The following is a 23,844-nucleotide window of genomic DNA, read 5'->3' on the forward strand; positions in this document are numbered from 1 at the left end:
GATTTAAACGGGGAAATTTTGATGGCATATTCCGATCAATCCGGCAGCACCATGACGCGACGCGCGATGAAGGCAGAGCTTCTCGACGCCGAGACGGAGCTGGCCCTTGCCTACGCCTGGCGCGATCAGCGCGACACCCAGGCCCTGCATCGGCTGGTGAACGCCTACATGCGGCTGGCCATATCCATGGCCTCCAAGTATCGGCGCTACGGCGCCCCGATGAACGACCTGATCCAGGAAGCGGGGCTCGGCCTGATGAAGGCCGCCGACAAGTTCGATCCGGATCGCGGCGTCCGCTTCTCGACCTATGCGGTCTGGTGGATCAAGGCCTCTATCCAAGATTATGTCATGCGCAACTGGTCTCTTGTCCGGACGGGGTCGACCTCGGCGCAAAAATCGCTCTTCTTCAACATGCGCCGCGTGCAGGCGCGCCTTGAGCGCGAGGCCTCCAGCCGTGGCGAACAGCTCGACGGCGATCAGCTGCGTCAGCTGATCGCGATGGAGATCGGCGTGCCGCTTCGGGATGTCGAGATGATGGAGGGGCGTCTTTCGGGCTCCGACTACTCTCTCAACGCCACGCAGTCGACCGACGAGGAAGGCCGCGAGTGGATCGAAACGCTGGAAGACGATGGTCCCGGCACCGAGGAACGCGTGGCCGAGGACCACGACGTGACCGCGCTTCGCAAGTGGCTCGCCTCGGCTCTGTCTTCTCTCAATGACCGCGAGCAGATGATCGTGCGCGAACGCAAGTTGCGGGACCGCCCGCGGACCCTCGAAAGCCTCGGCTCCGAGCTGGGTCTTTCGAAGGAGCGCGTGCGTCAGCTCGAGGCCGCTGCATTCCTCAAGATGCGCAAGACCCTTCAGGCGCAGGGCGCGGAGGCCGAAGCGCTGCTTCACTGACACCGGTCCGTTTCGCCATCGCTTGTGCCCCCGGCGCTGGCGCTCTAGTCTCTGCCGGACGAAACGGCGCGGAAGAGGGCGGCCATGCTGGCGGGCAAACGTATCTTGCTGATCATCGGTGGCGGGATCGCCGCCTACAAGTGCCCCGCCCTGATCCGCCTGCTGCGGTCGCGCGGGGCCGCCGTGACGCCGGTGATGACATTGGCTGCCACGCAATTCGTGACCCCTCTGACGGTCTCCTCCCTTGCGGGGGAAAAGGTCTATACCGATCTTTTCGATCTGACGGACGAGGCCGAGATGGGTCACATCCAGCTTTCCCGGTCTGCCGATCTGATCGTTGTGGCGCCGGCCACGGCCAACCTGATGGCGCGCATGGCCGGTGGGCTGGCCGATGATCTTGCCTCCACGCTTCTGCTGGCGACCGACACGCCGGTTCTGCTTGCGCCGGCAATGAACGTGCGCATGTGGCTGAACCCGGCGACGCAGCGCAACGCAGACCAGCTGCGTGACGACGGCATCCTGTTCATCGGTCCCGATCAGGGTGACATGGCCTGTGGCGAACATGGCCCCGGGCGCATGTCGGAACCGGAACAGATCCTGGCCGCCATCGAAATGCACTTTGCAGAGGGCCCGCTCAAGGGGCGTCACGTGCTGGTCACCTCCGGGCCGACCCATGAACCCATCGATCCGGTGCGCTATATCGCCAACCGCTCCTCCGGGGCGCAGGGTACGGCGATCGCCGGCGCTCTGGCGCGTCTCGGTGCCGAGGTGACCTTCGTCACCGGGCCTGCGGATGTGCCGCCTCCCGAGGGCGTAGAGGTTGTTGCCGTTGAGACGGCGCAACAGATGCTCGAGGCCGTGCAGGCGGCACTTCCGGCAGACGCCGCGGTCTTCGCTGCCGCCGTGGCCGACTGGCGCGTGGCAAGTGCCAGCGGATCCAAGATCAAGAAGCAGAAAGGCGCGCTGCCGGTCCTGGAGTTCGCCGAGAACCCTGACATCCTGGCGAGTGTGTCACAGATGGAGAGTGGGCGCCCGGGTCTGGTCGTGGGCTTTGCCGCCGAGACGGACGACGTGATCGCCCATGCCACCGCGAAACGGACCCGCAAGGGATGCGACTGGATCGTTGCGAACGACGTCAGCCCTGCGACCGGGATCATGGGTGGCAGCGAGAACGCGGTGACGTTGATCTCGGACACCGGGGCAGAGGATTGGCCGCGCATGTCCAAGGGCGAGGTCGCGACCCGTCTGGCGGCACGCATCGCCGAGGCGCTGCGCCGGGGCTGAGGGCCGGGCCATGTGTATTTTGGGAAAGATGAAAGGAAGCCGATGATTCCGATCCGGATGATCTGGGACGAGGGCGCCGATCCTGCGCTCGGCCTGCCGCGCTATGAAAGCAGCGGCGCGGCGGGGGCGGACCTGCGGGCGAATTTCACCGACCGCGGTTCGGTGACGCTGGAGCCGGGCGGGCGGGTGCTGATCCCGACCGGGCTGCGCATGGCGATCCCCGAAGGCTACGAGGTGCAGGTGCGCCCGCGCTCGGGGCTTGCGCTCAAGCATGGCATCACCTTGCCGAATTCTCCCGGCACCATCGACAGCGACTATCGTGGTCCGCTCGGCATCATCGTCCTGAATGCCGGTGCCGAGGCCTTTGCCATTGCGCACGGTGACCGCATCGCCCAGATGCTCGTGGCGCCCGTCATTCAGGCGCGCTTCGATCTGGTCGAGAGCCTGGATGCCACCGAACGGGGCGAGGGCGGTTTCGGATCGACCGGGCGGCGGTGACGGGCGGGATGGGCTGGGTCCTCCTCTTCGCGGTGGCGCTCTGGTGGATCGGGGGGCGCATGGGCGTGTCCCGGCAGGCCCGGGCGCTGGTTCTGCTGGCGGGCTATGTGCTCATCCTGACCGGTCAGTTCGCCCTGCCACCGGGCACTCCGGTGCGCGGCGCGCTCGGGGGCGGGCCGGCGCCCTGGCTGATCCTCGGCGGGGCTGTGGCGTTGGTGTTGCTCTATCGCCAGGGGCTTCAGCTCCTGCGCCATCGTGCCGCCGCGCTGCCAGCCAGAGATGCTGGGGATGCCGCCGGTGCTCTTCTCTTCTCGGATTCCGAACTGGGCCGTTACTCGCGCCATATAATGCTGCGGGAATTGGGCGGGCCGGGACAAAAGGCGCTGAAGGAGGCGCGGGTGCTGGTGGTCGGGGCAGGGGGGCTGGGCTCGCCCGCGTTGCTCTATCTCGCGGCCGCCGGCGTTGGCACCATCGGTGTGATCGACGACGACACCGTCGAGGGCTCGAACCTGCAGCGCCAGGTGATCCATGGCGACGCCGACATCGGTCGTCCCAAGGTGCAATCCGCCGCCGAGGCCATGCTGGCGCAGAACCCCTTCATCACCGTCCGTCCCTATAAGCGACGCCTGAGCGAGGAAATCGCGGCCGACCTTTTCGAGGATTACGACGTGATCCTCGATGGCACCGACAATTTCGAGACGCGCTACCTCTCCAATGCCACGGCCGTGGCCGCGGGAAAGCCGCTCGTCAGCGGAGCCCTGTCGCAGTGGGAGGGACAGGTGTCGGTCTTTCATCCCCTGAAAGGCACCCCATGTTATCAGTGCATCTTTCCACAGGCACCGGCGCCGGGCCTTGCGCCCAGCTGTGCCGAGGCGGGGGTGCTCTCGCCCCTGCCCGGGGTGATCGGCACGATGATGGCGGTCGAGGCCGTCAAGCTGATCACCGGCGCCGGCCAGCCGCTGCTGGGGGAGATGATGATCTATGACGCGCTCTGGGGCGAGACCCGCAAGATCGCGATGAAACCGCGCCCCGACTGCCCAGTCTGCGGCGCAAGCCACGAGGTAAACGCATGACAAACCCGCTTCTGTCCGAGTGGAACACTCCCTTTGACCTGCCGCCCTTCGACCGGATCAGCGACGAGGATTTCGCCCCGGCACTCGATGAGGCGCTGAAGAGCCACTCGGCCGAGATCGCAGCGATTGCCGACAATCCCGAGGCGCCCAACTTCGAGAACACCATCCTCGCCTACGAGGGGTCGGGCGAGGACCTTGAGAAGGTCCTGGCGCCCTTCTTTGCCCTTGCCGGCGCCGACAGCACGCCCGCCCGCGAAGCCCTGCAACGGGAGTTCTCGCCGAAACTCGCCGCACATTTTTCCGACATTCATGCCAACAAGGCGCTCTTTGCCCGTATTTCCCAACTCTGGGAGACGCGGGAGAGCCTCGGCCTCGACGCCGACCAGATGCGCGTGCTCTATCTCGCGCATCGAGGCTTCGTGCGGGCCGGTGCGGCGCTCGAAGGCGATCAGGCCGCGCGGATGAAGCAGATCATGGGCCGCTTGGCCGAACTTGGGACCCAGTTCACCCAGCACCTGCTGGCCGACGAGCGGGACTGGTTCATGGAGCTGACCGAGGATCAGCTCGAGGGGCTGCCCGAGTTCCTGGTCAACGCGGCCCGCGCGGCCGGCGAGGAGCGCGGCAAGGGCCCGGTGATTACCCTGTCGCGGTCGCTGATCGTACCCTTCCTGCAATTCTCGCCTGATCGTGCCCTGCGCGAAATGGCCTTCTCTGCCTGGGCCAGCCGGGGCGAGATGGGGGGCGAGACCGACAACCGCGCCATCGTTAAGGAAATCCTCGACCTGCGCGAGGAGCGGGCAAAGCTCCTGGGCTATTCCAACTTTGCTGCCTTCAAGCTCGAAACCGAGATGGCCGGTACGCCCGACAAGGTGCGCGAGCTGCTGATGCAGGTCTGGGCCCCGGCCCGCGCCGCTGCCCTTGCCGATCAGGACGCCCTGCAGAAGATGCTCTCGGCCGATGGTTACAACGGAGCCTTCAAGCCCTGGGACTGGCGTTATTATTCCGAGAAGCGCCGCAAGGAACTGCATGACATCGACGAGACGGCGCTGAAGCCCTATCTGCAGCTCGACCGGATGATCGAGGCGGCCTTCGACTGCGCCAACCGGCTCTTCGGCCTCGAATTCACGCCGGTCGAGGTGGCCAATTACCACCCCGACTGCCGCACCTGGGAGGTCACGCGCGACGGCGCCCATGTGGCGCTCTTCATTGGCGATTACTTCGCCCGCGGCTCGAAACGGTCCGGCGCCTGGTGTTCTGCCATCCGGTCGCAGGCCCGCCTGCCCAGGGTCCAGGCTCCCATCGTGGTGAACGTCTGCAACTTCTCCAAACCCGCGCCGGGAAAGCCCGCTCTGCTCTCCTATGATGATGCGCGCACCCTTTTCCACGAGTTCGGTCATGCCCTGCACCAGATGCTCTCGGATGTGACCTTCGAGCGCGTGTCGGGCACCTCGGTCAGCCGCGATTTCGTGGAGCTGCCCAGCCAGCTCTACGAGCACTGGCTGGAAGTGCCCGAGGTGCTCCAGAAATTCGCGACCCATGTCGAGACGGGCGAGCCGATGCCCGAGGAAATGCTGAACAAGGTTCTGGGTGCCGCGACCTACGACATGGGGTTCCAGACGGTGGAATACGTGGCCTCGGCGCTGGTCGATCTGGAATTTCACGATGGCCCGGCGCCGGTGGACCCGATGCAGAAGCAGGACGAGATCCTGCAGGGCCTCGGCATGCCCGAAGCCATCGTCATGCGTCATGCCACGCCGCATTTCGCCCATGTCTTCTCGGGCGACGGCTATTCCTCCGGGTACTACAGCTACATGTGGTCAGAGGTGATGGACGCCGACGCCTTCGAGGCCTTCGAGGAGGCCGGCAGCGCCTTTGACCCTGCCACCGCCAAATCCCTGGAGGAGAACATCCTCTCGAAGGGCGGCTCGGTCGAGGCGGATGAGCTCTATACCCGGTTCCGCGGACGCATGCCCGGGGTCGGTGCCCTGCTCAAGGGCCGGGGTCTTGCCGCAAGCTGACACGCATCAGGTATGCCTGAAACGAAGAGGGCCCGCAGATGCGGGCCCTCTTTCCGTTCGCAGCAGTCCGGATCAGCCCGAGACCTGTTCTCTCAGGATCGCGCCGGTCAGCGAGATCATCAGGTAGATGCCGGACATGATCAGAAAGACCATCATCGTGTTCTCGAAGGCCTTGGGATAGCTCGGATCCTCCGAGGGCACCGGGCGCACCGAGGTGGTCAGGTAGCGGACCTGCCGGTTCGCCTCCAGCTCGGTCTGCTTCTCGTTGGTCAGGGCCGACTGCAGGAACAGGTCTGCCGTGGCCACATCGGCCTGGGCCATCTGGATCTGCGCGGTCTTCTCCGCCAGCGAGACATCGTCGGACTGTGCGTCGTTCATCCGCGAGTTCAGCGAGGAGAGCAGAGTGTTCAGGCGGTCGATGTCGGCCTGGACGCCGGCAACGCGTGCCTCGTTCGGCCGGGCATTGTCCTGCAACGCCGCAAGTTCCAGCTCCTTCTGGTTCAGCTGGGTTTCCACCGTGGCGATCTGGCTGCGCATCGATCCGATCACGCCCTCGGGGTCAACCATCGTGCCTTCCTGCAGGCGAACTAGGCGTTCCTGGGCCTCGCGTCGCTCCTGCTTGGCCAGTTCCAGGCTTTCGCGGGCGGCGCTCACGGCATCCTCGCGCTTGCGGCGCGACAGGTCGTCGATGCGTTCCTCCGCGTATTTGATCAGGTGGTTCGAATACTCGGTCGCGATGGCAGGGTCCGGGGCCACGACCTCCATCTGGATCACACCCTCGGTCGGGTCATAGCCGATCTGCACGTATTTCTGGTAGGCCTTGTAGGCCTGTTCGTTGGTCGGGTCTTCCGGCAGGCGCTGGATCGGGTCGATCGAGGGCTGCGAGAACTCCGACTTGAACCCCACGTCCTGATCCAGGCGCAGCATGGCATCCTTCGACTGCAGGTAGGATTGCACCGCGATCGAATCCTGGTTGGTCGCGAATTGCGTGCCGGAGAGCAGCCCGCCCAGCGGCGTGGCAGCCGTGGCGTCGGCCTGCAGGATCAGGAATTCGCTGTCGGTCGAATACATCGGCGTCGCGACACGGTAGTAGTACCAGCCCGCCAGCAGCGTCGGCAGCAGGACGAAGAAGGATAGCCGGAAGAACAGCTGCATCGTCCGGCGCCGGCGGCGGCGCACGATGTCGCGCTGGATGTCCATTATCTCACGCTGGCGCCGCTCCGAGGAGTTCAGCGCCGGTGCCGGGGATGTCCGACCGGGAGCCGCGGCCGTGCCCGGCTGGGCACCGGAGGGCGTGGTCTGGGGCAGGGTCTCGGCCGTGCCGGGGGCGGTGGCGGGGATCCCGGCGGCGGCTGTCTGCGGTACGCTGGGCGCGGCCTGGAACGGGTCGATCCCGCGGGCGCGCAGCTGCCGTACCGCGTCGAAGTCAGAGGCGGGCTGCAGCCCGTTCTTCAGGGCGATCCGGCGTGCCATACGCAATTGCCGGCCGGTCAGTCCCTCGCGGCGGATGCTGTCGAGCTCGGCCTCGGCGGCCGCTCCCTCCGCTGCGGCGACCCGCGCGGCAGAGGCCGCCTCCGGCGCGCCGGTATCGGCCCGGTCCGTGGGATCGGTTGCGGGCTTTTCGCGGTCGGAGGCCCGGCGACGCATCCGCATGCTGCGCGAGGCGGTCGCATGCTGCGCCAGCATGTCCATCTGCTCCGCTTCGCCTGGCTCGGCACGTGGCCCGGCATGTGGCCCGGCATGTGGCTCGTCCGCCGCCGGCTCCCGGGCGGCCGGTTCCGATGCCTTCGCAGCGGCCTTTGCGTCTGCGGGCATGTTTTCCTCAGCGGCCTCACGGCCGCCTGCAGGGGCTGCGGCGAGTGACTCCGATGGGGCCGGGGCCGGTGCCCCGGCTGCTTTCTCGGTATCCGGCAGCGTCAGGTCATTGGCCTGCGAATTGCTGTGGATCCGGTATTTCCTAGCCCTGGGCTTCGTAGTCATACATCTGCTTCGCTTCTTCCAAGGTGTCGAACATGTACAGCTTGCCGTCCTTCAGTACCGCCGCCTCACGGACGAAACGGGACAGAATCTTGGGCTGGTGCGACACGATAACGATCGTCGTGGTCTCCAGCCGCTCCCGCAGGATGTCGCCGGCCTTGCGGTTGAATTCCACGTCGGTGGAGTTGGGCATGCCCTCGTCGATCAGGTACATGTCGAAATCCAGCGCCAGCAGCAACGCAAAGCTGAAGCGCGCGCGCATGCCGGTGGAATAGGTGCCCAGGGGCTGGTCGAAATATTCGCCCAGGCCACAGAGCCAGCGGCAGAAGGCTTCCACGTAGTCCGGGTCGAGGCCGTAGAGCCGGGCGATGTAGCGCGAGTTCTCCATGGCAGAATGGCGCTTGATCACGCCACCCATGAAGCCCAGCGGAAAGGAGATGTTGCACAGGCGCCGGATCTCGCCCTCGTCGGGCTTTTCCAGCCCCGACATCATGTTGATCAGCGTCGTCTTGCCGGTGCCGTTGGGCGCCAGGATGCCCAGCGACCGGCCCAGTTCCACGCGAAAGGACACCTGGTCGAGGATCACCTTCCTGTGGCTGCCCGTCCAGAAGGACTTGCTGACGTTGTCGAATTCGAGCATCTGCGCTCCGTTCTGCTCTGAAACGGCGGTCGGGCCGTGCCGACACTATGACGTAAGTCTTTCTGTAGTGCCAAGTTTTGGACGACAAATCGTTAAATCTTTCCGTGATCTGTCGCAAAAAGAAGACCCGGCGGTGGGCCGCCGGGTCTTCCTGTCCATTTCAGTGCCCCGTCGGGCGCCTCGGGGTGCCGGATCGGCTCAGCCGTAGACCTTCTGCACCCGGCAGGTCTTGCCCGCGATCCAGGCAACGATGGCGGCGGAGAAGCTGAAGAGGGCGCCCATCTTGGCCGCATCCTGCAGCTCGCCGGCGGGGAAGGCGACCGAGGCGATGAAGAGCGAGACCGTGAAGCCGATGGCCGCGACACAGCCCACGACAAACAGGTCGATGGTACGCATGCCCTGCGGCAGGCCCAGGCGCAGGATATGCGCGCCCGTGGCCCCGAAGACGAAGATCCCGAGCGGCTTGCCCACCAGAAGGCCCAGCAGGACCAGCCAGGTCGGCTCGCTGATGGCGCTGAACTCGACGCCCGCGTTCACCAGCCCGAAGAAGAACAGGATGATCTCCACCGGGTATTTCAGCGCGTGTTCCAACATGTTCAGCAGGTCGGTCAGGTATTCCTCGGCCTGGCTGAAGATGCCGAAGGCGCGGTCGGCGTGGGGGATTGCCGGAACGATGGGCAGCAGGCCCAGGGCCGGGTGGATGCCCGCCCGCATGAAGCCGTACCAGCTGAAGCCGCCGGCGATCAGATACGGCCAGAAGCTCAGTTTCTGCCGCACCCAGGTCGAGTTCGGTCGGTCCTGGTTATGCTTGTCCATCCGGCGCGGCAGGTAGTTGAACAGCGCAAAGACCAGCACGGCGGCGCCCAGCGACAGCAGCAGCCACTGCGGCTCCAGCGGTGCGGAGGGATAGAAGATCGCCAGGATGATCAGCCCGGCCGCGTCATCGGCGATGGCCAGCAGCAGCAGGAAGCGCACTGCCGGGTGCCCGGCCCCGAAGACGAGCCGCCCCACCAGGTAGGAAAAGGCGATGTCGGTGGCGGCGGGGATGGCCCAGCCGTTGCTGACCTCGCCAAAGTTGGTCGGCGTCAGGAAATAGGCCAGGCCGAGGTAGACGGCCACCGGGCCCAGCATGCCGCCGAGCGTGGCCACCAGCGGCGTCGCCGCCTTCTTCCCGCGCAGCGAGCCTTCCTTCAGGATCACCGCTTCCCAGACTTCCTTGGCCGCGATGGCAAAGAAGAAGGCCATCAGCATGTCGTTGATCAGGTAGTGCAGCGTCAGTTCGCGTTCACCGTTGTCTTCCAGCACCCCGAACGGCGCATCCTGCCAGATCACGAAGTGGATCAAGTGGTGATAGCTTTCGGGACTGACGTTCGCCCAGATCAGCGCCAGGACGGCGCCCATGATCAGAAGAAGCGAATAGTTGGTAATGAAATTCCAGACGCGATACATGTCGCCGCTCACCCGTTTCCCGTTCTTGTTCCTGCGGGGTTAAGGGATTTGGCGGGGCTGGGCAACCGCTGGCACGGGGCCTCTGGCGCCTTTGCGCCCGCTGTTTGCGCTGACGGACATCCTGCCGCACAGCCTGCGGAAATGCGCAGCGCTTTCTGCTCTCGCCTGGGCTGTGTGCGGCCGGGCGCCGAGACTCAGGAGGGCAGGGTCTCGGCCACCCAGATCCCCCAGGCTATCCCGGCCAGGATCGCACCGGTTACCGCCAGGCCCAGGTAGGCCGCAAAGACCCGCGGTTTCACCAGTGCCCAGACGGCGATGGCTGCCGGGATACAGCTGACCCCGCCCGCGATGACAAAGGACATCGCCGCCCCCGGGGCCATGCCCTGGTCCAGCAGCGCCTGCACCAGCGGCACCGCTGCGTAGCCGTTCAGATAGGCCGGCGCGCCGACGAGCGCCGCCAGCACGACGGGCTTCAGCCCGCTGCCGCCCAGCAGCCCGGCAATCCACTCCGCCGGCACATAGCTCAGCATCACCGCTTCCAGCAGATAGGCCAGCACCAGCCATTTCGTCAGGAACAGCAGGTTCTCCAGGCTGGCCTCGCGAAAGGTCTCCCGCCGTGCCGGTTCGCGCCAGAATGCCCAGACGGGCTTGCCCCGGAAGGGCGTCCTGACACCACAGCAGCCCCCCACCTGCGGACGTTCCCGCAGCGGATCGGCAAACACCGGTGTGGTCTTCATCGCCATCACCACGGCGCCGCCCATCAGGCCCAGCCCCACGGCGGCCAGCGTCTTGCCCAGGGCAAAGTCGAGCCCGAGCGTGCCCGCGGTGATCGAGAACATCGCCGGATCCATCAGCGGCGAGGCCAGCCAGAAGGCCATGACCGCGCTCAGGGGCGCGCCCACGGCCAGCAGCGCCGCAATGAAGGGGATCACCTCGCAGGAGCAGAAGGGCGAGAGGCCGCCCAGCAGGGCCGCCATCACGATCATCCGCCCCTCGCGCCCCTCGAAGGCCTTCGCCAGAAGGGTTTCTGCCCCCGTCGCCTTGAGATAGCCGATCGCCAGCACTGCAAACAGGATGAAGGGCAGGGTGCCCAGATAGGCGCGCCCGGCAAAGACGATCGTCGGCACCACCTGGCCGCTGTCGAACAGCGCGATCAGCAGCAGGATCAGCCCGGAACTCACCCAGGCCCCGTCCAGATGGGCGGCAAGGCTGCGATAGCGGCTCAGGATCATCTCGGTCATGTCACGGTGCCTCGGGCAGGTTCAGGCCGCATGGCGCATCGGCACAGCAGTTTTCGAGCAGGAAATCCGCCAGCGACTTCAGGTCGCCATAGGCCACCGCGGCGCAGATCACGCTGCGGCCCTGCTTCTTCTGCGTCACCAGGCCCGCCTGGGCCAGGATCTTCACGTGGTGGGTCAGGGTCGACCCGCTCACGCCGGCTCGTTCTCCAAGCTCCCCGATCCGGAGCCCCTCCGGCCCCGCCCGCACCAGGGTGCGCAGGACGGACAGGCGCTGCTCGCTTCCGAGCGCGGCAAAGCGCGAAGCGGCGATCTCGAGGGGCAGGTCGGGTTGGTTAAATGCTTTCATGATTCTAGAAATATCGAATTCAGGACGGCTCGTCCATGACGTTTCTACAATCGTCGAAATGTTGGGCGCCGCTTTTCGCCTTGCCGAGGGTGCTGGCGCCACCCACATTGGCACCATGGACGCCCTCTTTCATGACATCCGCGCCTGTACCCTCTGCGCCTCCCGCTTTGCAGCCACCCGCACCCGGCACCGTCCCGCGCCGGTGGTCTGGCTCGATCCGGCCGCGCGGATCCTGATCGCGGGGCAGGCGCCAGGCCTGCAGGCACACGAGAAACAGCGTCCCTTTGACGACCGCTCCGGCGACCGCCTGCGCGACTGGATGGGCGTCAGCCGCGCCGAATTCTACGACCTCTCCACCATGGCCTTCCTGCCTGCAGCCTTCTGCTTCCCGGGCTATGATGCCAGGGGCTCCGACCTGCCGCCGCCGCGGCTCTGTGCCGAGACATGGCATGCCCGGATCCTGCAGGCGCTACCGAACCTGCGCCTTCGCCTGGTCATCGGCGGCTATTCCCAGCGCTTCCACCTTGGCACCCGCGCCTCTCTGACGGAAACCGTGCAGCACTGGCGCGACCACCTGCCGGGCACGATCCCCTTGCCACATCCCTCCTGGCGCAATACGGCATGGCTGCGGCGCAACCCCTGGTTCGAAACCGATCTTCTCCCGGTGCTCCGCGCCGAAGTGCGAAAGGCGATGACATGACTAATCTCACCCCCCTCGATACCGCCCATGCCGCGATGGAGGCGGCCCCCGGTGACGATGCCGTCCGCCTGCGCTTCTACGAGCGTCTCGCCGACAGCGAGCTCTACCTGCTGCTCACCTCCGAGGCCGAGGACGGCAATGCCTCGCCGGAGCTCTTCCCCGTGGAGGATCAGCAGTTCGTCCTGCTCTTCGATCGCGAGGAACGCCTGGCCGATTTCGTCGGCCGCCCGGCGCCCTATGCCGCGCTCTCTGGCCGGGTGATCGCCGATCAGCTGGCCGGGCAGGGGGTGGGCCTCGCGGTCAACCTCGAAACCCCCTCCGCCATCCTGATCCCACCCGAGGCCGTCGACTGGCTCTCCGAAACCGTCGCCCATTCCCCCGACGAGGTCGAGGCCCGGATCGAGGCCTTCCATCCGCCGCACGGGCTGCCCGAGGTGCTGATCACCGCCATCGACACCAAGCTCGCCACCGCCGTGGGCCTCGCCGATTGCGCCTTTCTCGCCGGGACCGAGGATGACCAGGGCCGCCGCTCGCATATCCTGGCCTTCATCGACGCCATCCCCGGCGCCGAACCCTCCCTGGCCAAGGCTGCCTCCGAGGCGCTCACCTTCTCCGGCATCGAGGCCGGGCAGATGGACGTGGGCTTCTTCAACGCCGCCGACCACCGCGCCGGCGCCCTTGCCAAGGTCGGTCTGCGGTTTGATCTGCCAGAGCCGGAAAAACCGCAGGAGGTCACCCGCATCGCGCCCGGCTCGGAACCCGACAGCCCGCCGATCCTGCGCTAGGACTTCATCTTTCCGGCAAATACTCCCGCCGGAGGCGGCGATCCCCCGCCGCCTTCACGACATTGCCATCGACGCGCCCCGTGGCTGCCCTTGACGGCCCCCATGCCCCGGTCCACCTTCCGCCCGGTATCATACAGGACCTCAGACAGGACCATTGACCTTGAGCAGATCCGCGCCCCCCTTTGCCCGCTTCGAATGGATGATCGCCTGGCGCTACCTGCGTGCCCGCCGCGCCGAGGGAGGCGTCTCGGTGATGACCTGGATCTCGCTGATCGGCATCGCCCTGGCGGTCTTTGCCCTGATCGCCACGCTCTCGGTCCGTGCCGGTTTCCGCGCCGAATTCGTCGACACGATCCTGGGCGCCAATGCCCATGTCACCGTCTACAATGCCGCCGAGCGTGACGACAGCGGCCGGCTGGTCCGCGGCATCCCGGATTACACCGAGATGGCTGCGCGCATTGCCGAGGTCCCCGGCGTGGCCCGCACCGCGCCCCTGATCAAGGGCCAGGTCATGGCCTCGGCCAACAGCCGCAACGCCGGCGTCGAGGTCTTCGGCATCAGTGCAGAGGATCTTGCCGGCATCCCCCGTATTGCCCATCCCGAGCAGAGCGAGGGCGACATCGCCGATTTCGACAACGGCATCGCCATCGGTTCCGGCGTCGCGCGCGAGCTCGGGCTCTCCGTGGGCGACACGGTCAAGCTGATCTCGCCCGACGGGGTCAAGACCGCCTTCGGCACCTCGCCGCGGGTCACCACCTATCCCGTCACCTACATCTTCACCGCCGGGCGCTACGACATCGACCGCACCCGCGTCTACCTGCCCTTCGAGGAGGCCCAGTCCTTCTTCAACCGCGAGGGTTACGCCGACGAGATCGAGGTGATGGTCGACGACCCCGACCGGGTCGACGAGATGGAGAACCAGCTGCTCGATGCCGCCGGCGACCGCGCCATGACCTGGACCTGGCGCGATGCCTCCGGCAGCTTCCTGCGCGCGCTCACGGTCGAGGACAACGTGATGTTCGTCATCATGTCGATCCTGGTGCTGATCGCCGCGATGAATATCGTCTCGGGGCTGATCATGCTGGTCAAGAACAAGGGCCGCGACATCGGCATCCTGCGCACCATGGGCCTGACAGAGGGCTCGATCCTGCGCGTCTTTTTCATCTGCGGCGCCTTCACGGGCATCATCGGCACCGCCGCCGGCGTGATCCTCGGCTGCCTCTTCGCGATCTACATCGATCCGATCTTCTCGGTGGTGAACTACTTCTCCGGCGGCGGCGTCTGGGATCCCTCGATCCGCGGCATCTACAATCTCCCGGCCAAGCTTCAGCTGCACGATGTGCTCTCCGCGATCTTCCTGTCGCTCTTCCTCAGCTTCGTCGTCACGATCTTTCCCGCCCGCCGCGCGGCGCGGATGAACCCGGTGGAGGCCCTGCGCTATGAGTGATCCCGTTCTCGAGCTTCGCGGCCTTTCCAAGGGCTACAACCACGGCAAGCCGAACCAGATCACCGTCCTGCGCGAGGCCTCGCTTACCCTCGCGCGCGGAGAGGTCGTGGCCCTCGTGGCGCCGTCGGGCTCGGGCAAGTCGACGCTGCTGCATATCGCGGGGCTGCTCGATCAGCCCGACAGCGGCCAGGTGCTGATCCGTGGCGAGGCGATGCAGGATCTCTCCGACCGCCGCCGCACCGCCGTCCGGCGCGAGGAGGTGGGCTTCGTCTACCAGTTCCACCACCTGCTGCCGGAGTTCTCGGCCGAGGAGAACATCATCCTGCCGCAGCTTGCCGCCGGCGCCTCCAAGAGGGAGGCCGCGGCCCGCGCGCAGGACCTGCTGGCCCGCGTCGGCCTGACCGGGCGCGCCGATCACCGCCCGGCGGCGCTCTCGGGCGGCGAACAGCAGCGGGTCGCCTTCTGCCGCGCGCTGGCCAATGCGCCGGGGTTGCTGCTGGCGGACGAACCCACAGGCAACCTCGATCCCACCACCTCCGATACGGTCTTCAACGCGCTCATGGCGCTGGTGCGCGAAACCGGCCTCTCGGCGCTCATCGCCACGCACAACCTCGAGCTCGCTTCCCGCATGGACCGGGTGCTGCACCTCGACGAGGGGCGCCTGACCTGATCCCCGGAGCGATCCGGCCGTTCCGCGTATCAATCCCGCGAAATGCAGAACGGCCCGCCGAAAGGCGGGCCGTTTGCCGTCTGTCCTGTCCGACGCGGGCTGTCGCACCGGGAAAGGGCCCGTCAGTTGCTCAGCAGGTTGGCAACCAGGCCCACCGTGGCGGCCACGGCGGCGGTCTGCACCGCGATCTTGAAGATCTCGCCGTTGTACTGCGCATAGCGATAGCCGTTGCCAGGCGCCGGCAGGCCGTACTTATGGTAATCGCTGATCACGCGATAGCCGTCGGGCAGGTGGTCGCCCTGGCGATAGATCTTCTTCTGATGGCCCGGGGGCACGTTGCCAACACCCCAGCCGTTGCCGTTGTTGTGGCCGTTTCCGTTGCCGTTGCCATGCCCGTTGTTGGCATAGGCGGCACCCGACATCATCGTGGTGGCTGCGAGAGCGGCGATAATGATGCGCTTCATGGCTGTCTCCTTCGTTGCTTCATCAGGATAACGTCCTGAACGACGGAGGGGTTCATTTCTGTGGCGGGGCGGATCCGGCACAGCCGGCCGCGCCACGGTACGGGGGGCGTGGTCCTCGCTGGCAGACCTTCGCAAGTACCTGCAAGAATTCGGAAAATGTGATGTTTTCCGCTCAGGGACCCTGTTCCGGCAGGTTCGGCGTGCTGAGCGGCTTTCCGCCATCCGCTGCCGCAGGGCGCGTGGCACCGCCCGAAGGCGCCGGCAGGAAGGGGCCGGCCTTCGACAGCGGCACCACCCGCCGCACCCGCCCCGTGAACTTGCGCGCGATCGAGGCCCGCAGCTTGCCCAGCCGTCCGGCAATGGTCTCGTCCGAGCGGTCGGGCTCCACCGGGCTGTGCGCGATGGATGAGACGAAGGTCGGTGTCTCCATCGCCTCTTCCCAGCCACAGCCGGCCGGCCAGACGCTCTCGTGCAGCCGGTCCGACTGCACCACCACCGCAGGCCAGACCACGGCCTGTTTCAGCCCCTTCGGTATCGGATGGGCAAAGAACTGCAGGTCGATGGGCTCGTCGAGCCGCAGGCCGGCATTCAGCATGTCCTGCACCGCGCGGCGATGGATCATGTAGCCGGCCGCGCCGACCGCGCCACCGTGGAAGCCGAAGAGGGCAAAGCCCTTGTAGGGCGCGCCCGCCGCGGAAAACCCGACGCCGTGGCTGGGCCTGCGGTCGACGATGCAGCGCGTCCGGCCAAAGGTCTCCAGCCGCACCAGCCCGGCATCGGAATGTTGCGCGATCGTCTCGATGGCCGCCTTGGCGTCCTTCGACAGGAAGACATCGTCCTCCATCACCACGGCCCAGTCGCGCCCGCTGTCGAGCAGCGCCTTCCAGGCCACCACGTGGCTGGTGAACACGGCGCGCTCGGTGCCGCTCCAGATCTCGCGGTCGCCCAGGTCGAAACCGATCTCGGCGGCGATGGGCTCGCAGGTCGCCGGCGTGGTCGCCTCGATCCGGGTCATCGGCAGGTCGAGCGCCGCTAGGCAGGTGGCCATATGGGCCAGCCGCGCGGTCTCCGCGGGCATGTTGATCACGTAGATCTCGTAGGTGGGGGCCACGATCTTTCCTCCTGCGGCGGGCATCCGCCCCCGCCCGATACCCGTCCGGCCCATTGCCGTTTCGGGCGGGCGCGCCGCGCCTTGCGTCACTGCCGCAACCCGGGCCGGGGCCCGGGTGCCTCGCTCCTCAAACGTCCAGGTCCTCGACGAACTTGGCGTTCTCCTGGATATACTCGAAGCGCAACTCCGGCTTCTTGCCCATCAGGCGCTGCACCAGGTCGCCGGTCTCGCCGGGTTCGTCCTCGTCGATGGTCACCCGGATCAGCTTGCGGCTGTTGGGATCCATCGTGGTGGCCTTCAGGTCGCGCGCGTCCATCTCGCCCAGGCCCTTGAAGCGGCTGACGTCGATCTTGCCGCGCCCGCCAAGGCCCTTTTCCAGCCAGTAGTCGCGTTCGGTCTCGTCCTGCACGTATTTCTGCAACGTCCCCTGCTGCAGCCGGAACAGCGGCGGGCAGGCAAGGTACAGGTGCCCGTGGTCGATCAGCGGCCGCATCTGGGTAAAGAAGAAGGTCATCAGCAGGCTGGCGATATGGGCGCCGTCGACGTCTGCATCGGTCATGATGATGACCTTGTCATAGCGCAGGTCGTCGATGTTGAACTTCGTGCCCAGGCCCACGCCGAGGGCCTGGCACATGTCGGCGATTTCCTGGTTGGCGCCGATCTTGTTGCCGGCCGCGCCCAGCACGTTCAGGATCTTGCCGCGCAGGGGCAGCAGGGCCTGGGTCTTGCGGTTGCGGGCCATCTTGGCGCTGCCGCCGGCCGAGTCACCCTCGACCAGGAACAGTTCGGTGCCCTCGCGGGTGGCATGCGAGCAATCGGTCAGCTTGCCGGGCAGGCGCAGGCGCTTCGTGGCGCTCTTGCGCTGGGTTTCCTTCTCCTGCCGGCGCCGCAGCCGTTCCTCGGCCCGCAGGATGAGGAAGTCGAGGATCGCGCCCGCGCTCTTGGTATCCGCGGCCAGCCAGTTGTCGAAGTGGTCGCGCACCGCGCCTTCCACCAGCTTGGCGGCTTCGGTGGTGGCCAGGCGGTCCTTGGTCTGGCCCACGAATTCCGGCTCGCGAATGAAACAGCTGACCAGCGCGCAGCCACCGGTCACCAGGTCGTCGCGGTTGATCTGGCTGGCCTTCTTGTTGTTGACCAGCTCGCCGTAGGCGCGGATGCCCTTCAGGATCGCTGCCCAGAAGCCCTGCTCGTGGGTGCCGCCCTCGGGGGTGGGCACGGTGTTGCAGTAGCTCTGGATGAAGCCATCGCGCGAGGGCGTCCAGTTGATCGCCCATTCCACGCGCCCCGGCACGCCGAAGCGCTCCTGGAAATCGACCCGCCCGCCAAAGGGCTGATCGGCATAGGTGCTGGCCTTGTCGAGCGTTTCCTTCAGGTAATCCGACAGGCCGCCGGGAAAGTGGAAGACCGCCTCGGTGGGCGTCTCGCCATCCTCGATCGCGCTCTTCCAGCGGATTTCCACGCCCGAGAACAGATAGGCCTTGGACCGGATCGACTTGAACAGCCGCGCCGGCTTGAACCGGTGGCTGCCAAAGATCTCGGCGTCGGGATGGAAGGTGGTGGTGGTGCCGCGCCGATTGGGCGCCGCGCCGATCTCCGCCACCGGGCCCTGCGGGATGCCGCGGCTGAAGCGCTGCTCGACCAGCTTGCGGTCGCGCGCCACCTGGACCACCATGGAATCCGACAGCGCGTTGACCACCGAGGCGCCCACGCCATGCAGGCCGCCCGAGGTCTCATAGGCCTTGCCGCTGAACTTGCCGCCCGCGTGCAGGGTGCACAGGATCACCTCCAGCGCGCTCTTGCCGGGAAACTTCGGGTGCGGGTCAAACGGCATGCCCCGGCCGTTGTCGCGGATCGTGATCGAATAATCCGAATGCAGCTCGACCTCGATGCGGTTGGCATGGCCCGCCACCGCTTCGTCCATCGAGTTGTCGAGGATCTCGGCCACCATGTGGTGCAGGGCGCGTTCGTCCGTGCCGCCGATGTACATGCCCGGGCGCTTGCGAACCGGTTCCAGCCCCTCCAGCACCTCGATGGAGGATGCGTCATAGGTTTCAGGGGCGGTGCCGTTCAGAAGATCGTCTGCCATTCGCTGCTCTCGGTGTTCTTGGTTCCGGCCATTATGACAGCAGCGGCTGTCCGGGGAAAGAGCCGAGGCGTGTCGGGCAGGGGTAAACATTTGCTAAGGGGGATGCGGTAGCCCGGGGGGCAGGGAGTATCTCCTTTCAGGACCGCACATGACCGACGAACGCATCAGGCAGCAGGCCAGTTTCCAGTTGAACGGGCAGAATCTCGACCTGCTGAGGGAGGCGGGCAAACTGCTGATCCCGGATCTGGATACCGTGCTCGCGGGCTTCTATGCACGCGCCGCCACGGATCCGGAGGCGGCCAGTTACTTCAAATCCTCCGAAAGCATCAATGCGGCGCGCAATGCGCAGAAACGCCACTGGCAACAATTGCTCTCCGGCGATCTCGGGCCCGAGTATGTCGCCTCCACCGACCGGATCGGCCGGGTGCATGCCCGCATCGACCTTCCGCTCGATCTCTACATGTCCTCCTATGCGCTGGCCGCCTCGCATCTCACCGACATCCTGCTGCGTCGCCTCGGCCGCCGGCTGGCGGGGCCCCGCGCCGCGCGCTACCGGGCGATGGTCTCCGTCATCTCGCGGGCCTTTTCCTACGACATCGCCCAGGTGACCGCTGTCACCTTCCGTGTCTGGGGCGAGGAACAGACCCGCGCCTTCCAGCACATCAACCGCGCCATCGAGGAACTGTCAGAGGGCAATCTCGGCCACCGCATCCCCGATCCGGCAGAGAGCGACTATCCCCGCCGCTACGAGGACGTGCGCCGCAAGATGAACGCCGCCGCGGGCAAGCTGGGCGGGCTGTTCCGCAATGTCTACGAGTCCATGGGCGGGCTTCAGCAGATCGTCCAGGGGGTCTCGCATTCGGTCTTCGACCTCTCCAGCCGCACCAGTGACCAGGCCAATTCGCTGCATCAGACCACCGCCGCGATGGAAGAGATCACCCGGAGCGTCGACAGCTCCGCCCGCAAGACCGGAGAGGCCGATCGCCTCGCCCAGCAGGCCGCCGGCGAAATGCGCGACAGCGCCGCGCTGGTCGCCCGCACCACCGACGCCATCCGCCAGATCAAGGCATCCTCCGACAAGATCGCCAAGATCACCGTGCTGATCGACGATATCGCGGTTCAGACCAACCTGCTGGCGCTGAACGCCGGGGTCGAGGCCGCGCGGGCCGGCGATGCCGGGCGCGGCTTTGCCATCGTCGCCGGCGAGGTCCGCATGCTCGCCGGCAATTCCTCCCAGGCGGCCAGGGACATCAACGCGCTGATCTCGGCCAGCGGCCTGCAGGTCGCGGAGGGGGTCAAGCTGGTGGGCACCGCCCAGAGCGCGCTCGACGACGTTTTCCGCCTCTTCACCGAGGTGTCGGAGTATTCCGCCCAGGTGGCCACCGCCTCGTCCGAGCAGTCGCGCGTGCTGCTCGAGGCGAACCAGACCGTCGGCAGCCTGGAGGCCATCACCCAGAGCAATGCCGCCATGGTCCAGCAGACCTCCGCGGCAATGCGGCAGATCCTCGATACTGCCGGCGGCATCGTCTCCCAGCTCGAGGACCTGCGCTTCGGCCCCCCGGATCACGACAGCGCCGCGGGCCAGGCCGCGCGCCGCACCGGCTGACGGGGCCTCGGGCGGCCTCCATCGCCGCGCGGATCACCTGTCGTGCCGACCCCTTCAGCCGCGCCGCACCGTCAACCTCGCAGGCCCGGTGCTCCGCGCGGGTGCGCTCCCGCGACTGGCTGCGGCCGAACGCCTGCCTCCGGTCGCATGCCTCTCCTCGCCCCGCTTCGGTGTTGCCTTGCCGTCGCCGCTCGCGCGATCCCTGCTCCGGCAGCCCGGCGGGGCAGGGGGGATCTGCCATCGTGCCGCCAGGGCCGGGCCATTTCCGAACACCTCCGAACACGATTGCACAAAAACCCGCAGGCGATGTGCGCTTCGCCGTGGCTCGCGTCAGGCTTGCTCAGCCGGGCAACCCATCGTATGGCCTCGGTATGATCCCCGCGATGACATACCCCCAGCACATCCGTGCCCTGCTCGCCCTGGGCCTGCCGCTGGCGGGGTCACAGCTCGCCGGCATCGCCCTGCAGACGATCGATACGCTGATGCTGGGCTGGTACTCGCCCACCGCGCTCGCCGGCGTGGTGCTGGGCGGCTCGCTCTTCCTGCTGCTGCTCCTGATGGGCTCCGGCTTTGCCAATGCCGTGGCGCCGCTGGTCTCTGCCGCCGAGGGGCAGGGCGACACTACCAAGGCCCGCCGGGTCACCCGCATGGCCATGTGGCTGTCGATGCTGGCCGGCGTCGTCAGCCTGCCGGTCCTGCTCTCGGGCGAACGGATCTTCCTCGCGCTGGGCCAGCAGCCCGAGATCGCCGCGCTGGCAGGGCAATATCTCGACGTGCTGGCCTGGGCGCTGTTTCCCGCCCATGCGGTCAACGTGCTCAAGAGCCACCTCGCCGCGATGGAGCGGACCCGCACCGTTCTCTACGTCATGCTGGCCGCCGTGGCGGTCAACGCGGCGGGCAACTGGGTTCTGATCTTCGGCAACCTCGGCGCCCCGGAACTCGGCGTGACCGGCGCCGCCCTGGCCTCGCTGCTGATGCATTGCGCCACGCTGGTCTTCCTGCTGGTCTACGTCACCCGTGCCCTGCCCGAGCACGAGCTCTTCGTGCGCTTCTGGCGCCCCGACTGGGAGGCCTTTGCCGAGGTCTTCCACCTGGGCTGGCCCATCGGCCTGACCCTTGTGGCCGAGATCGGCCTCTTTTCCTTCTCCTCGGTGATGATGGGCTGGCTGGGAGAGGCACAGCTCGTCGCCCATGGCATCGCGCTGCAGATCACCGCCATCACCTTCATGCTGCACCTGGGCTTCAGCCAGGCCGCCACCGTGCGGGCCGGCCGTGCCCATGGCCGCGGCACGATCACCGATCTCAAGCGCGGCGCCCGGGTGGCCATCGCCATCTCCGCGCTCACCGTCGTGGCCACCATGGTGGTCTTCTTCTCGATCCCCGAGGTGCTGGTGGGCTTCTTCATCGAACCCGACGCCCCGGGGCGCGGCGACATCATCGCGGTGGGCACCTCGCTGCTGATCGCCTCGGCCTTCTTCCAGTTCGGCGATGCCTTCCAGGTGATGGGCATGGGCCTCTTGCGCGGCCTTCAGGACACCCGCCGCCCGATGATCATCGCCGGCGTGGCCTACTGGATCATCGGCGCGCCGATGGCCTACAGCCTCGGGTTCGTGTTCGATTTCGGGGGCGTGGGGGTCTGGATCGGGCTCGCGTCCGGCCTCGTGGTGGCGGCAACCCTGCTGATGTACCGCTTCTGGTTCCGCGTCATTCCCGCGGTCACGAGGGAGGTCTCGGCCCGGCTCGGCATCGCGGCTGGCACCGCCCGCCCGGCGGGCGCCTGACAGGCAGGGATCAGCCCTTTCCGGGCGTCCCGGCGGCCTTCTCCGCCGCTTCCTGGGCCTTCAGCAGCACGTCGGCCCGCTTGCGCACCAGCACCGTGCGCAGGTCGTGCATCGCCAGCAGCAGCAGGTCCGTCACCTCGTCCAGTTGCGCCTCGGTGGCCCGGCTCTGGGCCCATTGCGCGGTGATGTTCAGCTGTTCGGCGGTGCGGCGGATGTCGTCCATCTCGCGGCTGGCCAGCGTCGCCTGACGGTCGCGCATCCAGTCGCGGATCGCCGTCACGTCCTCTTCCGTCAGCGCCCGGTCGCCATGCGGGCGAACCTCGCCGTTGCGGATGTTGACCACGGCGATCTGGTCCATCTCGGTGCGCCGCTGGCGGTTCTCCCGGTCGACGCGAAACACGAAGGCCCCGTTGTCGCGGATGCGAAAGTAATACGGCGGCAGTTCACCGGTCATGGCTCTCTTCCCCTGTGTCGCGCGGCCGCCCGGGCCCGTGCGGGCGGGGCGGCGGCACCTGTCGTGATCGCGTGGCGCGGGCCCCTCAGCCCAGCCCGTTGCAGAAGCCCTGGATGCGCGTGCAGGCATCCTTCAGCGCCTCGTCCGAGGTGGCATAGCTGATGCGGAAGTTCGGGCTCAGGCCAAAGGCCGCGCCGAACACCACCGCCACGCCGGTTTCGGCCAGCAGCGCCTTGGCAAAGGTCTCGTCGTCCTTGATCACGGTGCCTTCGGCGCTGGTCTTGCCGATCAGCCCGGCGATCGAGGGATAGACGTAGAAGGCGCCTTCCGGCACCGGGCAGGTGATGCCCTCGACGGCGTTCAGCATCTCGCAGACCATGTCGCGGCGGCGCTTGAAGATCGCGTTGTTGGTCGCGATGAAATCCTGCGTGCCGTTCAGCGCCTCCACGGCGGCCCACTGGCTGATCGAGCAGGGGTTCGAGGTGCTCTGGCTCTGGATCTTCCGCATGGCGGCGATCACCTCGACGGGGCCGGCCGCATAGCCGATCCGCCAGCCGGTCATCGCATAGGCCTTGGACACGCCGTTGACCGTCAGCGTGCGGTCGTAAAGGCGCGGCTCGACCTCTGCCGGGGTGCAGAACTCGAAATCGCCATAGGTCAGGTGCTCGTACATGTCGTCCGTCATCACCCAGACGTGCGGATGCTTCATCAGCACGTCGGTCAGCGCCTTCAGCTCGTCCCAGCTGTAGCCCGCACCGGTCGGGTTCGAGGGCGAATTGAAGATCAGCCACTTGGTCTTTTCGGTGATCGCCGCGTCAAGCTGCTCGGGCGTGATCTTGAAGTTGTTCTCCAGCGTCGCGGCCACGGTCACGGGCGTGCCGCCGGCCAGCAGCACCATGTCGGGATAGCTCACCCAGTAGGGCGCCGGGATCAGCACCTCGTCGCCCGGGTTCAGCGTCGCCATCAGCGCGTTGTAGAGCACCTGCTTGCCGCCGGTGCCCACGCTCACCTGCTTGGGCTCGTAGTCGAGGCCGTTGTCGCGCTTCAGCTTGGCACAGATCGCCTGCTTCAGCTCTACGATGCCGTCGACGCCGGTGTACTTCGTTTTCCCCGCATTGATTGCCGCAATCGCGGCCTGCTTGATGTTCTCGGGCGTGTCAAAGTCGGGTTCACCGGCACTCAGTCCGATGACGTCCTTTCCCTCGGCCTTCAGGTCCGCCGCAAGGTTGGTCATCGCGATCGTGGGCGAGGGTTTCACGCGGGCGAGCGTGTCGGACAGGAAAGCCATTGGCCGGACTCCGGTTTGTAATTGTG

21 protein-coding genes are annotated in these 23,844 nt (G+C 66.8%); 11 read left to right on the forward strand and 10 right to left on the reverse strand.

The window, feature by feature from the left end; translation table 11 throughout:
- Positions 1-21 precede the first annotated feature (21 nt).
- From AC0WR5_RS04745 to AC0WR5_RS04765, 5 genes are all read left to right on the forward strand, one after another.
- Positions 22-900, forward strand: a complete 879-nt coding sequence (locus tag AC0WR5_RS04745; protein WP_475867362.1) for an RNA polymerase factor sigma-32 — start codon at positions 22-24, stop codon at positions 898-900.
- Between the two features lie 84 nt (positions 901-984).
- On the forward strand, positions 985-2,184 hold the full coding sequence (gene coaBC, locus AC0WR5_RS04750; RefSeq protein ID WP_475867364.1) for a bifunctional phosphopantothenoylcysteine decarboxylase/phosphopantothenate--cysteine ligase CoaBC: 1,200 nt from the start codon (positions 985-987) through the stop codon (positions 2,182-2,184).
- A 42-nt stretch (positions 2,185-2,226) separates the two neighbouring features.
- Positions 2,227-2,682 carry a dUTP diphosphatase gene (dut, locus tag AC0WR5_RS04755; protein ID WP_475867366.1) on the forward strand — a complete coding sequence of 152 codons (456 nt, stop codon included), beginning with the start codon at positions 2,227-2,229 and terminating at the stop codon, positions 2,680-2,682.
- An 8-nt stretch (positions 2,683-2,690) separates the two neighbouring features.
- Positions 2,691-3,755, forward strand: a complete 1,065-nt coding sequence (locus AC0WR5_RS04760; protein ID WP_475867368.1) for a HesA/MoeB/ThiF family protein — start codon at positions 2,691-2,693, stop codon at positions 3,753-3,755.
- Positions 3,752-5,773: a M3 family metallopeptidase gene (locus tag AC0WR5_RS04765; protein ID WP_475867369.1), complete on the forward strand. Its 2,022-nt coding sequence runs from the start codon at positions 3,752-3,754 to the stop codon at positions 5,771-5,773. Before AC0WR5_RS04760 ends, AC0WR5_RS04765 begins: the two co-directional genes overlap by 4 nt.
- A 72-nt stretch (positions 5,774-5,845) precedes the next feature.
- On the opposite strand, the gene AC0WR5_RS04770 is transcribed toward AC0WR5_RS04765, so the two are convergent.
- The 5 genes from AC0WR5_RS04770 to AC0WR5_RS04790 all read right to left on the reverse strand — a co-directional run bounded on the left by AC0WR5_RS04770 (position 5,846) and on the right by AC0WR5_RS04790 (position 11,426).
- Entirely contained in the window at positions 5,846-7,753 is a 1,908-nt protein-coding gene (locus AC0WR5_RS04770) for a KpsE/RkpR family capsule polysaccharide export protein (protein WP_475867370.1), read from the reverse strand.
- Positions 7,731-8,390: an ABC transporter ATP-binding protein gene (locus AC0WR5_RS04775; protein WP_475867371.1), complete on the reverse strand. Its 660-nt coding sequence runs from the start codon at positions 8,388-8,390 to the stop codon at positions 7,731-7,733. Before AC0WR5_RS04775 ends, AC0WR5_RS04770 begins: the two co-directional genes overlap by 23 nt.
- 198 nt (positions 8,391-8,588) lie before the next feature.
- A complete protein-coding gene (locus AC0WR5_RS04780) occupies positions 8,589-9,839 on the reverse strand; it encodes a Na+/H+ antiporter NhaA (protein WP_475868886.1) in 1,251 nt (416 codons plus the stop codon).
- 194 nt (positions 9,840-10,033) lie between these two features.
- Entirely contained in the window at positions 10,034-11,080 is a 1,047-nt protein-coding gene (locus AC0WR5_RS04785; RefSeq protein WP_475867373.1) for a permease, read from the reverse strand.
- A 1-nt stretch (position 11,081) separates the two neighbouring features.
- Positions 11,082-11,426: an ArsR/SmtB family transcription factor gene (locus AC0WR5_RS04790; RefSeq protein ID WP_475867374.1), complete on the reverse strand. Its 345-nt coding sequence runs from the start codon at positions 11,424-11,426 to the stop codon at positions 11,082-11,084.
- A gap of 115 nt (positions 11,427-11,541) precedes the next feature.
- Here AC0WR5_RS04790 and AC0WR5_RS04795 point away from each other — a divergent pair, with 115 nt between their 5' ends.
- From AC0WR5_RS04795 to AC0WR5_RS04810, 4 genes are all read left to right on the forward strand, one after another.
- Complete coding sequence (locus AC0WR5_RS04795) at positions 11,542-12,126, forward strand: uracil-DNA glycosylase family protein (RefSeq protein ID WP_475867376.1); 585 nt, start codon at positions 11,542-11,544, stop codon at positions 12,124-12,126.
- Positions 12,123-12,911 (forward strand): SseB family protein, encoded by a 789-nt coding sequence (locus tag AC0WR5_RS04800; protein ID WP_475867378.1) that lies wholly within the window; start codon positions 12,123-12,125, stop codon positions 12,909-12,911. The genes AC0WR5_RS04795 and AC0WR5_RS04800 overlap by 4 nt, the downstream gene beginning before the upstream one ends.
- 199 nt (positions 12,912-13,110) lie before the next feature.
- Entirely contained in the window at positions 13,111-14,358 is a 1,248-nt protein-coding gene (locus AC0WR5_RS04805; protein WP_475868888.1) for a lipoprotein-releasing ABC transporter permease subunit, read from the forward strand.
- Positions 14,351-15,028, forward strand: a complete 678-nt coding sequence (locus tag AC0WR5_RS04810) for an ABC transporter ATP-binding protein (RefSeq protein ID WP_475867380.1) — start codon at positions 14,351-14,353, stop codon at positions 15,026-15,028. Before AC0WR5_RS04805 ends, AC0WR5_RS04810 begins: the two co-directional genes overlap by 8 nt.
- Positions 15,029-15,150: 122 nt before the next feature.
- On the opposite strand, the gene AC0WR5_RS04815 is transcribed toward AC0WR5_RS04810, so the two are convergent.
- From AC0WR5_RS04815 to parE, 3 genes are all read right to left on the reverse strand, one after another.
- Complete coding sequence (locus AC0WR5_RS04815; RefSeq protein WP_475867382.1) at positions 15,151-15,492, reverse strand: RcnB family protein; 342 nt, start codon at positions 15,490-15,492, stop codon at positions 15,151-15,153.
- Between the two features lie 172 nt (positions 15,493-15,664).
- Complete coding sequence (locus AC0WR5_RS04820; RefSeq protein ID WP_475867384.1) at positions 15,665-16,603, reverse strand: glycosyltransferase family 25 protein; 939 nt, start codon at positions 16,601-16,603, stop codon at positions 15,665-15,667.
- A 127-nt stretch (positions 16,604-16,730) separates the two neighbouring features.
- Positions 16,731-18,689: a DNA topoisomerase IV subunit B gene (gene parE, locus AC0WR5_RS04825; RefSeq protein ID WP_475867386.1), complete on the reverse strand. Its 1,959-nt coding sequence runs from the start codon at positions 18,687-18,689 to the stop codon at positions 16,731-16,733.
- A 148-nt stretch (positions 18,690-18,837) separates the two neighbouring features.
- On the opposite strand from parE, the gene AC0WR5_RS04830 reads away from it, so the two are divergent.
- The gene (locus AC0WR5_RS04830) at positions 18,838-20,295 is read left to right on the forward strand and encodes a methyl-accepting chemotaxis protein (RefSeq protein ID WP_475867388.1); all 1,458 of its coding nucleotides are present in this window, start codon (positions 18,838-18,840) and stop codon (positions 20,293-20,295) included.
- 383 nt (positions 20,296-20,678) lie between these two features.
- Positions 20,679-22,076: an MATE family efflux transporter gene (locus AC0WR5_RS04835; RefSeq protein WP_475867390.1), complete on the forward strand. Its 1,398-nt coding sequence runs from the start codon at positions 20,679-20,681 to the stop codon at positions 22,074-22,076.
- A 10-nt stretch (positions 22,077-22,086) separates the two neighbouring features.
- Here AC0WR5_RS04835 and AC0WR5_RS04840 read toward each other — a convergent pair whose 3' ends face one another.
- Together AC0WR5_RS04840 and AC0WR5_RS04845 are read right to left on the reverse strand one after the other, a co-directional pair.
- Entirely contained in the window at positions 22,087-22,530 is a 444-nt protein-coding gene (locus AC0WR5_RS04840) for a hypothetical protein (protein WP_475867391.1), read from the reverse strand.
- 85 nt (positions 22,531-22,615) lie between these two features.
- A complete protein-coding gene (locus AC0WR5_RS04845; protein WP_475867393.1) occupies positions 22,616-23,818 on the reverse strand; it encodes a pyridoxal phosphate-dependent aminotransferase in 1,203 nt (400 codons plus the stop codon).
- Positions 23,819-23,844: the final 26 nt, after the last annotated feature.

This window comes from Pseudooceanicola sp. DL12 (assembly GCF_056270665.1).

What these genes read in the sequence shown, in the direction of transcription:
- AC0WR5_RS04745 (WP_475867362.1), top strand. Translation starts at nt 22, where the DNA reads ATGGCATATTCCGATCAATCCGGCAGCACCATGACGCGACGCGCGATG.
- coaBC (WP_475867364.1), top strand. Translation starts at nt 985, where the DNA reads ATGCTGGCGGGCAAACGTATCTTGCTGATCATCGGTGGCGGGATCGCC.
- dut (WP_475867366.1), top strand. Translation starts at nt 2,227, where the DNA reads ATGATTCCGATCCGGATGATCTGGGACGAGGGCGCCGATCCTGCGCTC.
- AC0WR5_RS04760 (WP_475867368.1), top strand. Translation starts at nt 2,691, where the DNA reads ATGGGCTGGGTCCTCCTCTTCGCGGTGGCGCTCTGGTGGATCGGGGGG.
- AC0WR5_RS04765 (WP_475867369.1), top strand. Translation starts at nt 3,752, where the DNA reads ATGACAAACCCGCTTCTGTCCGAGTGGAACACTCCCTTTGACCTGCCG.
- AC0WR5_RS04770 (WP_475867370.1), bottom strand. Translation starts at nt 7,753, where the DNA reads ATGACTACGAAGCCCAGGGCTAGGAAATACCGGATCCACAGCAATTCG.
- AC0WR5_RS04775 (WP_475867371.1), bottom strand. Translation starts at nt 8,390, where the DNA reads ATGCTCGAATTCGACAACGTCAGCAAGTCCTTCTGGACGGGCAGCCAC.
- AC0WR5_RS04780 (WP_475868886.1), bottom strand. Translation starts at nt 9,839, where the DNA reads ATGTATCGCGTCTGGAATTTCATTACCAACTATTCGCTTCTTCTGATC.
- AC0WR5_RS04785 (WP_475867373.1), bottom strand. Translation starts at nt 11,080, where the DNA reads ATGACCGAGATGATCCTGAGCCGCTATCGCAGCCTTGCCGCCCATCTG.
- AC0WR5_RS04790 (WP_475867374.1), bottom strand. Translation starts at nt 11,426, where the DNA reads ATGAAAGCATTTAACCAACCCGACCTGCCCCTCGAGATCGCCGCTTCG.
- AC0WR5_RS04795 (WP_475867376.1), top strand. Translation starts at nt 11,542, where the DNA reads ATGGACGCCCTCTTTCATGACATCCGCGCCTGTACCCTCTGCGCCTCC.
- AC0WR5_RS04800 (WP_475867378.1), top strand. Translation starts at nt 12,123, where the DNA reads ATGACTAATCTCACCCCCCTCGATACCGCCCATGCCGCGATGGAGGCG.
- AC0WR5_RS04805 (WP_475868888.1), top strand. Translation starts at nt 13,111, where the DNA reads ATGATCGCCTGGCGCTACCTGCGTGCCCGCCGCGCCGAGGGAGGCGTC.
- AC0WR5_RS04810 (WP_475867380.1), top strand. Translation starts at nt 14,351, where the DNA reads ATGAGTGATCCCGTTCTCGAGCTTCGCGGCCTTTCCAAGGGCTACAAC.
- AC0WR5_RS04815 (WP_475867382.1), bottom strand. Translation starts at nt 15,492, where the DNA reads ATGAAGCGCATCATTATCGCCGCTCTCGCAGCCACCACGATGATGTCG.
- parE (WP_475867386.1), bottom strand. Translation starts at nt 18,689, where the DNA reads ATGGCAGACGATCTTCTGAACGGCACCGCCCCTGAAACCTATGACGCA.
- AC0WR5_RS04830 (WP_475867388.1), top strand. Translation starts at nt 18,838, where the DNA reads ATGACCGACGAACGCATCAGGCAGCAGGCCAGTTTCCAGTTGAACGGG.
- AC0WR5_RS04835 (WP_475867390.1), top strand. Translation starts at nt 20,679, where the DNA reads ATGACATACCCCCAGCACATCCGTGCCCTGCTCGCCCTGGGCCTGCCG.
- AC0WR5_RS04840 (WP_475867391.1), bottom strand. Translation starts at nt 22,530, where the DNA reads ATGACCGGTGAACTGCCGCCGTATTACTTTCGCATCCGCGACAACGGG.
- AC0WR5_RS04845 (WP_475867393.1), bottom strand. Translation starts at nt 23,818, where the DNA reads ATGGCTTTCCTGTCCGACACGCTCGCCCGCGTGAAACCCTCGCCCACG.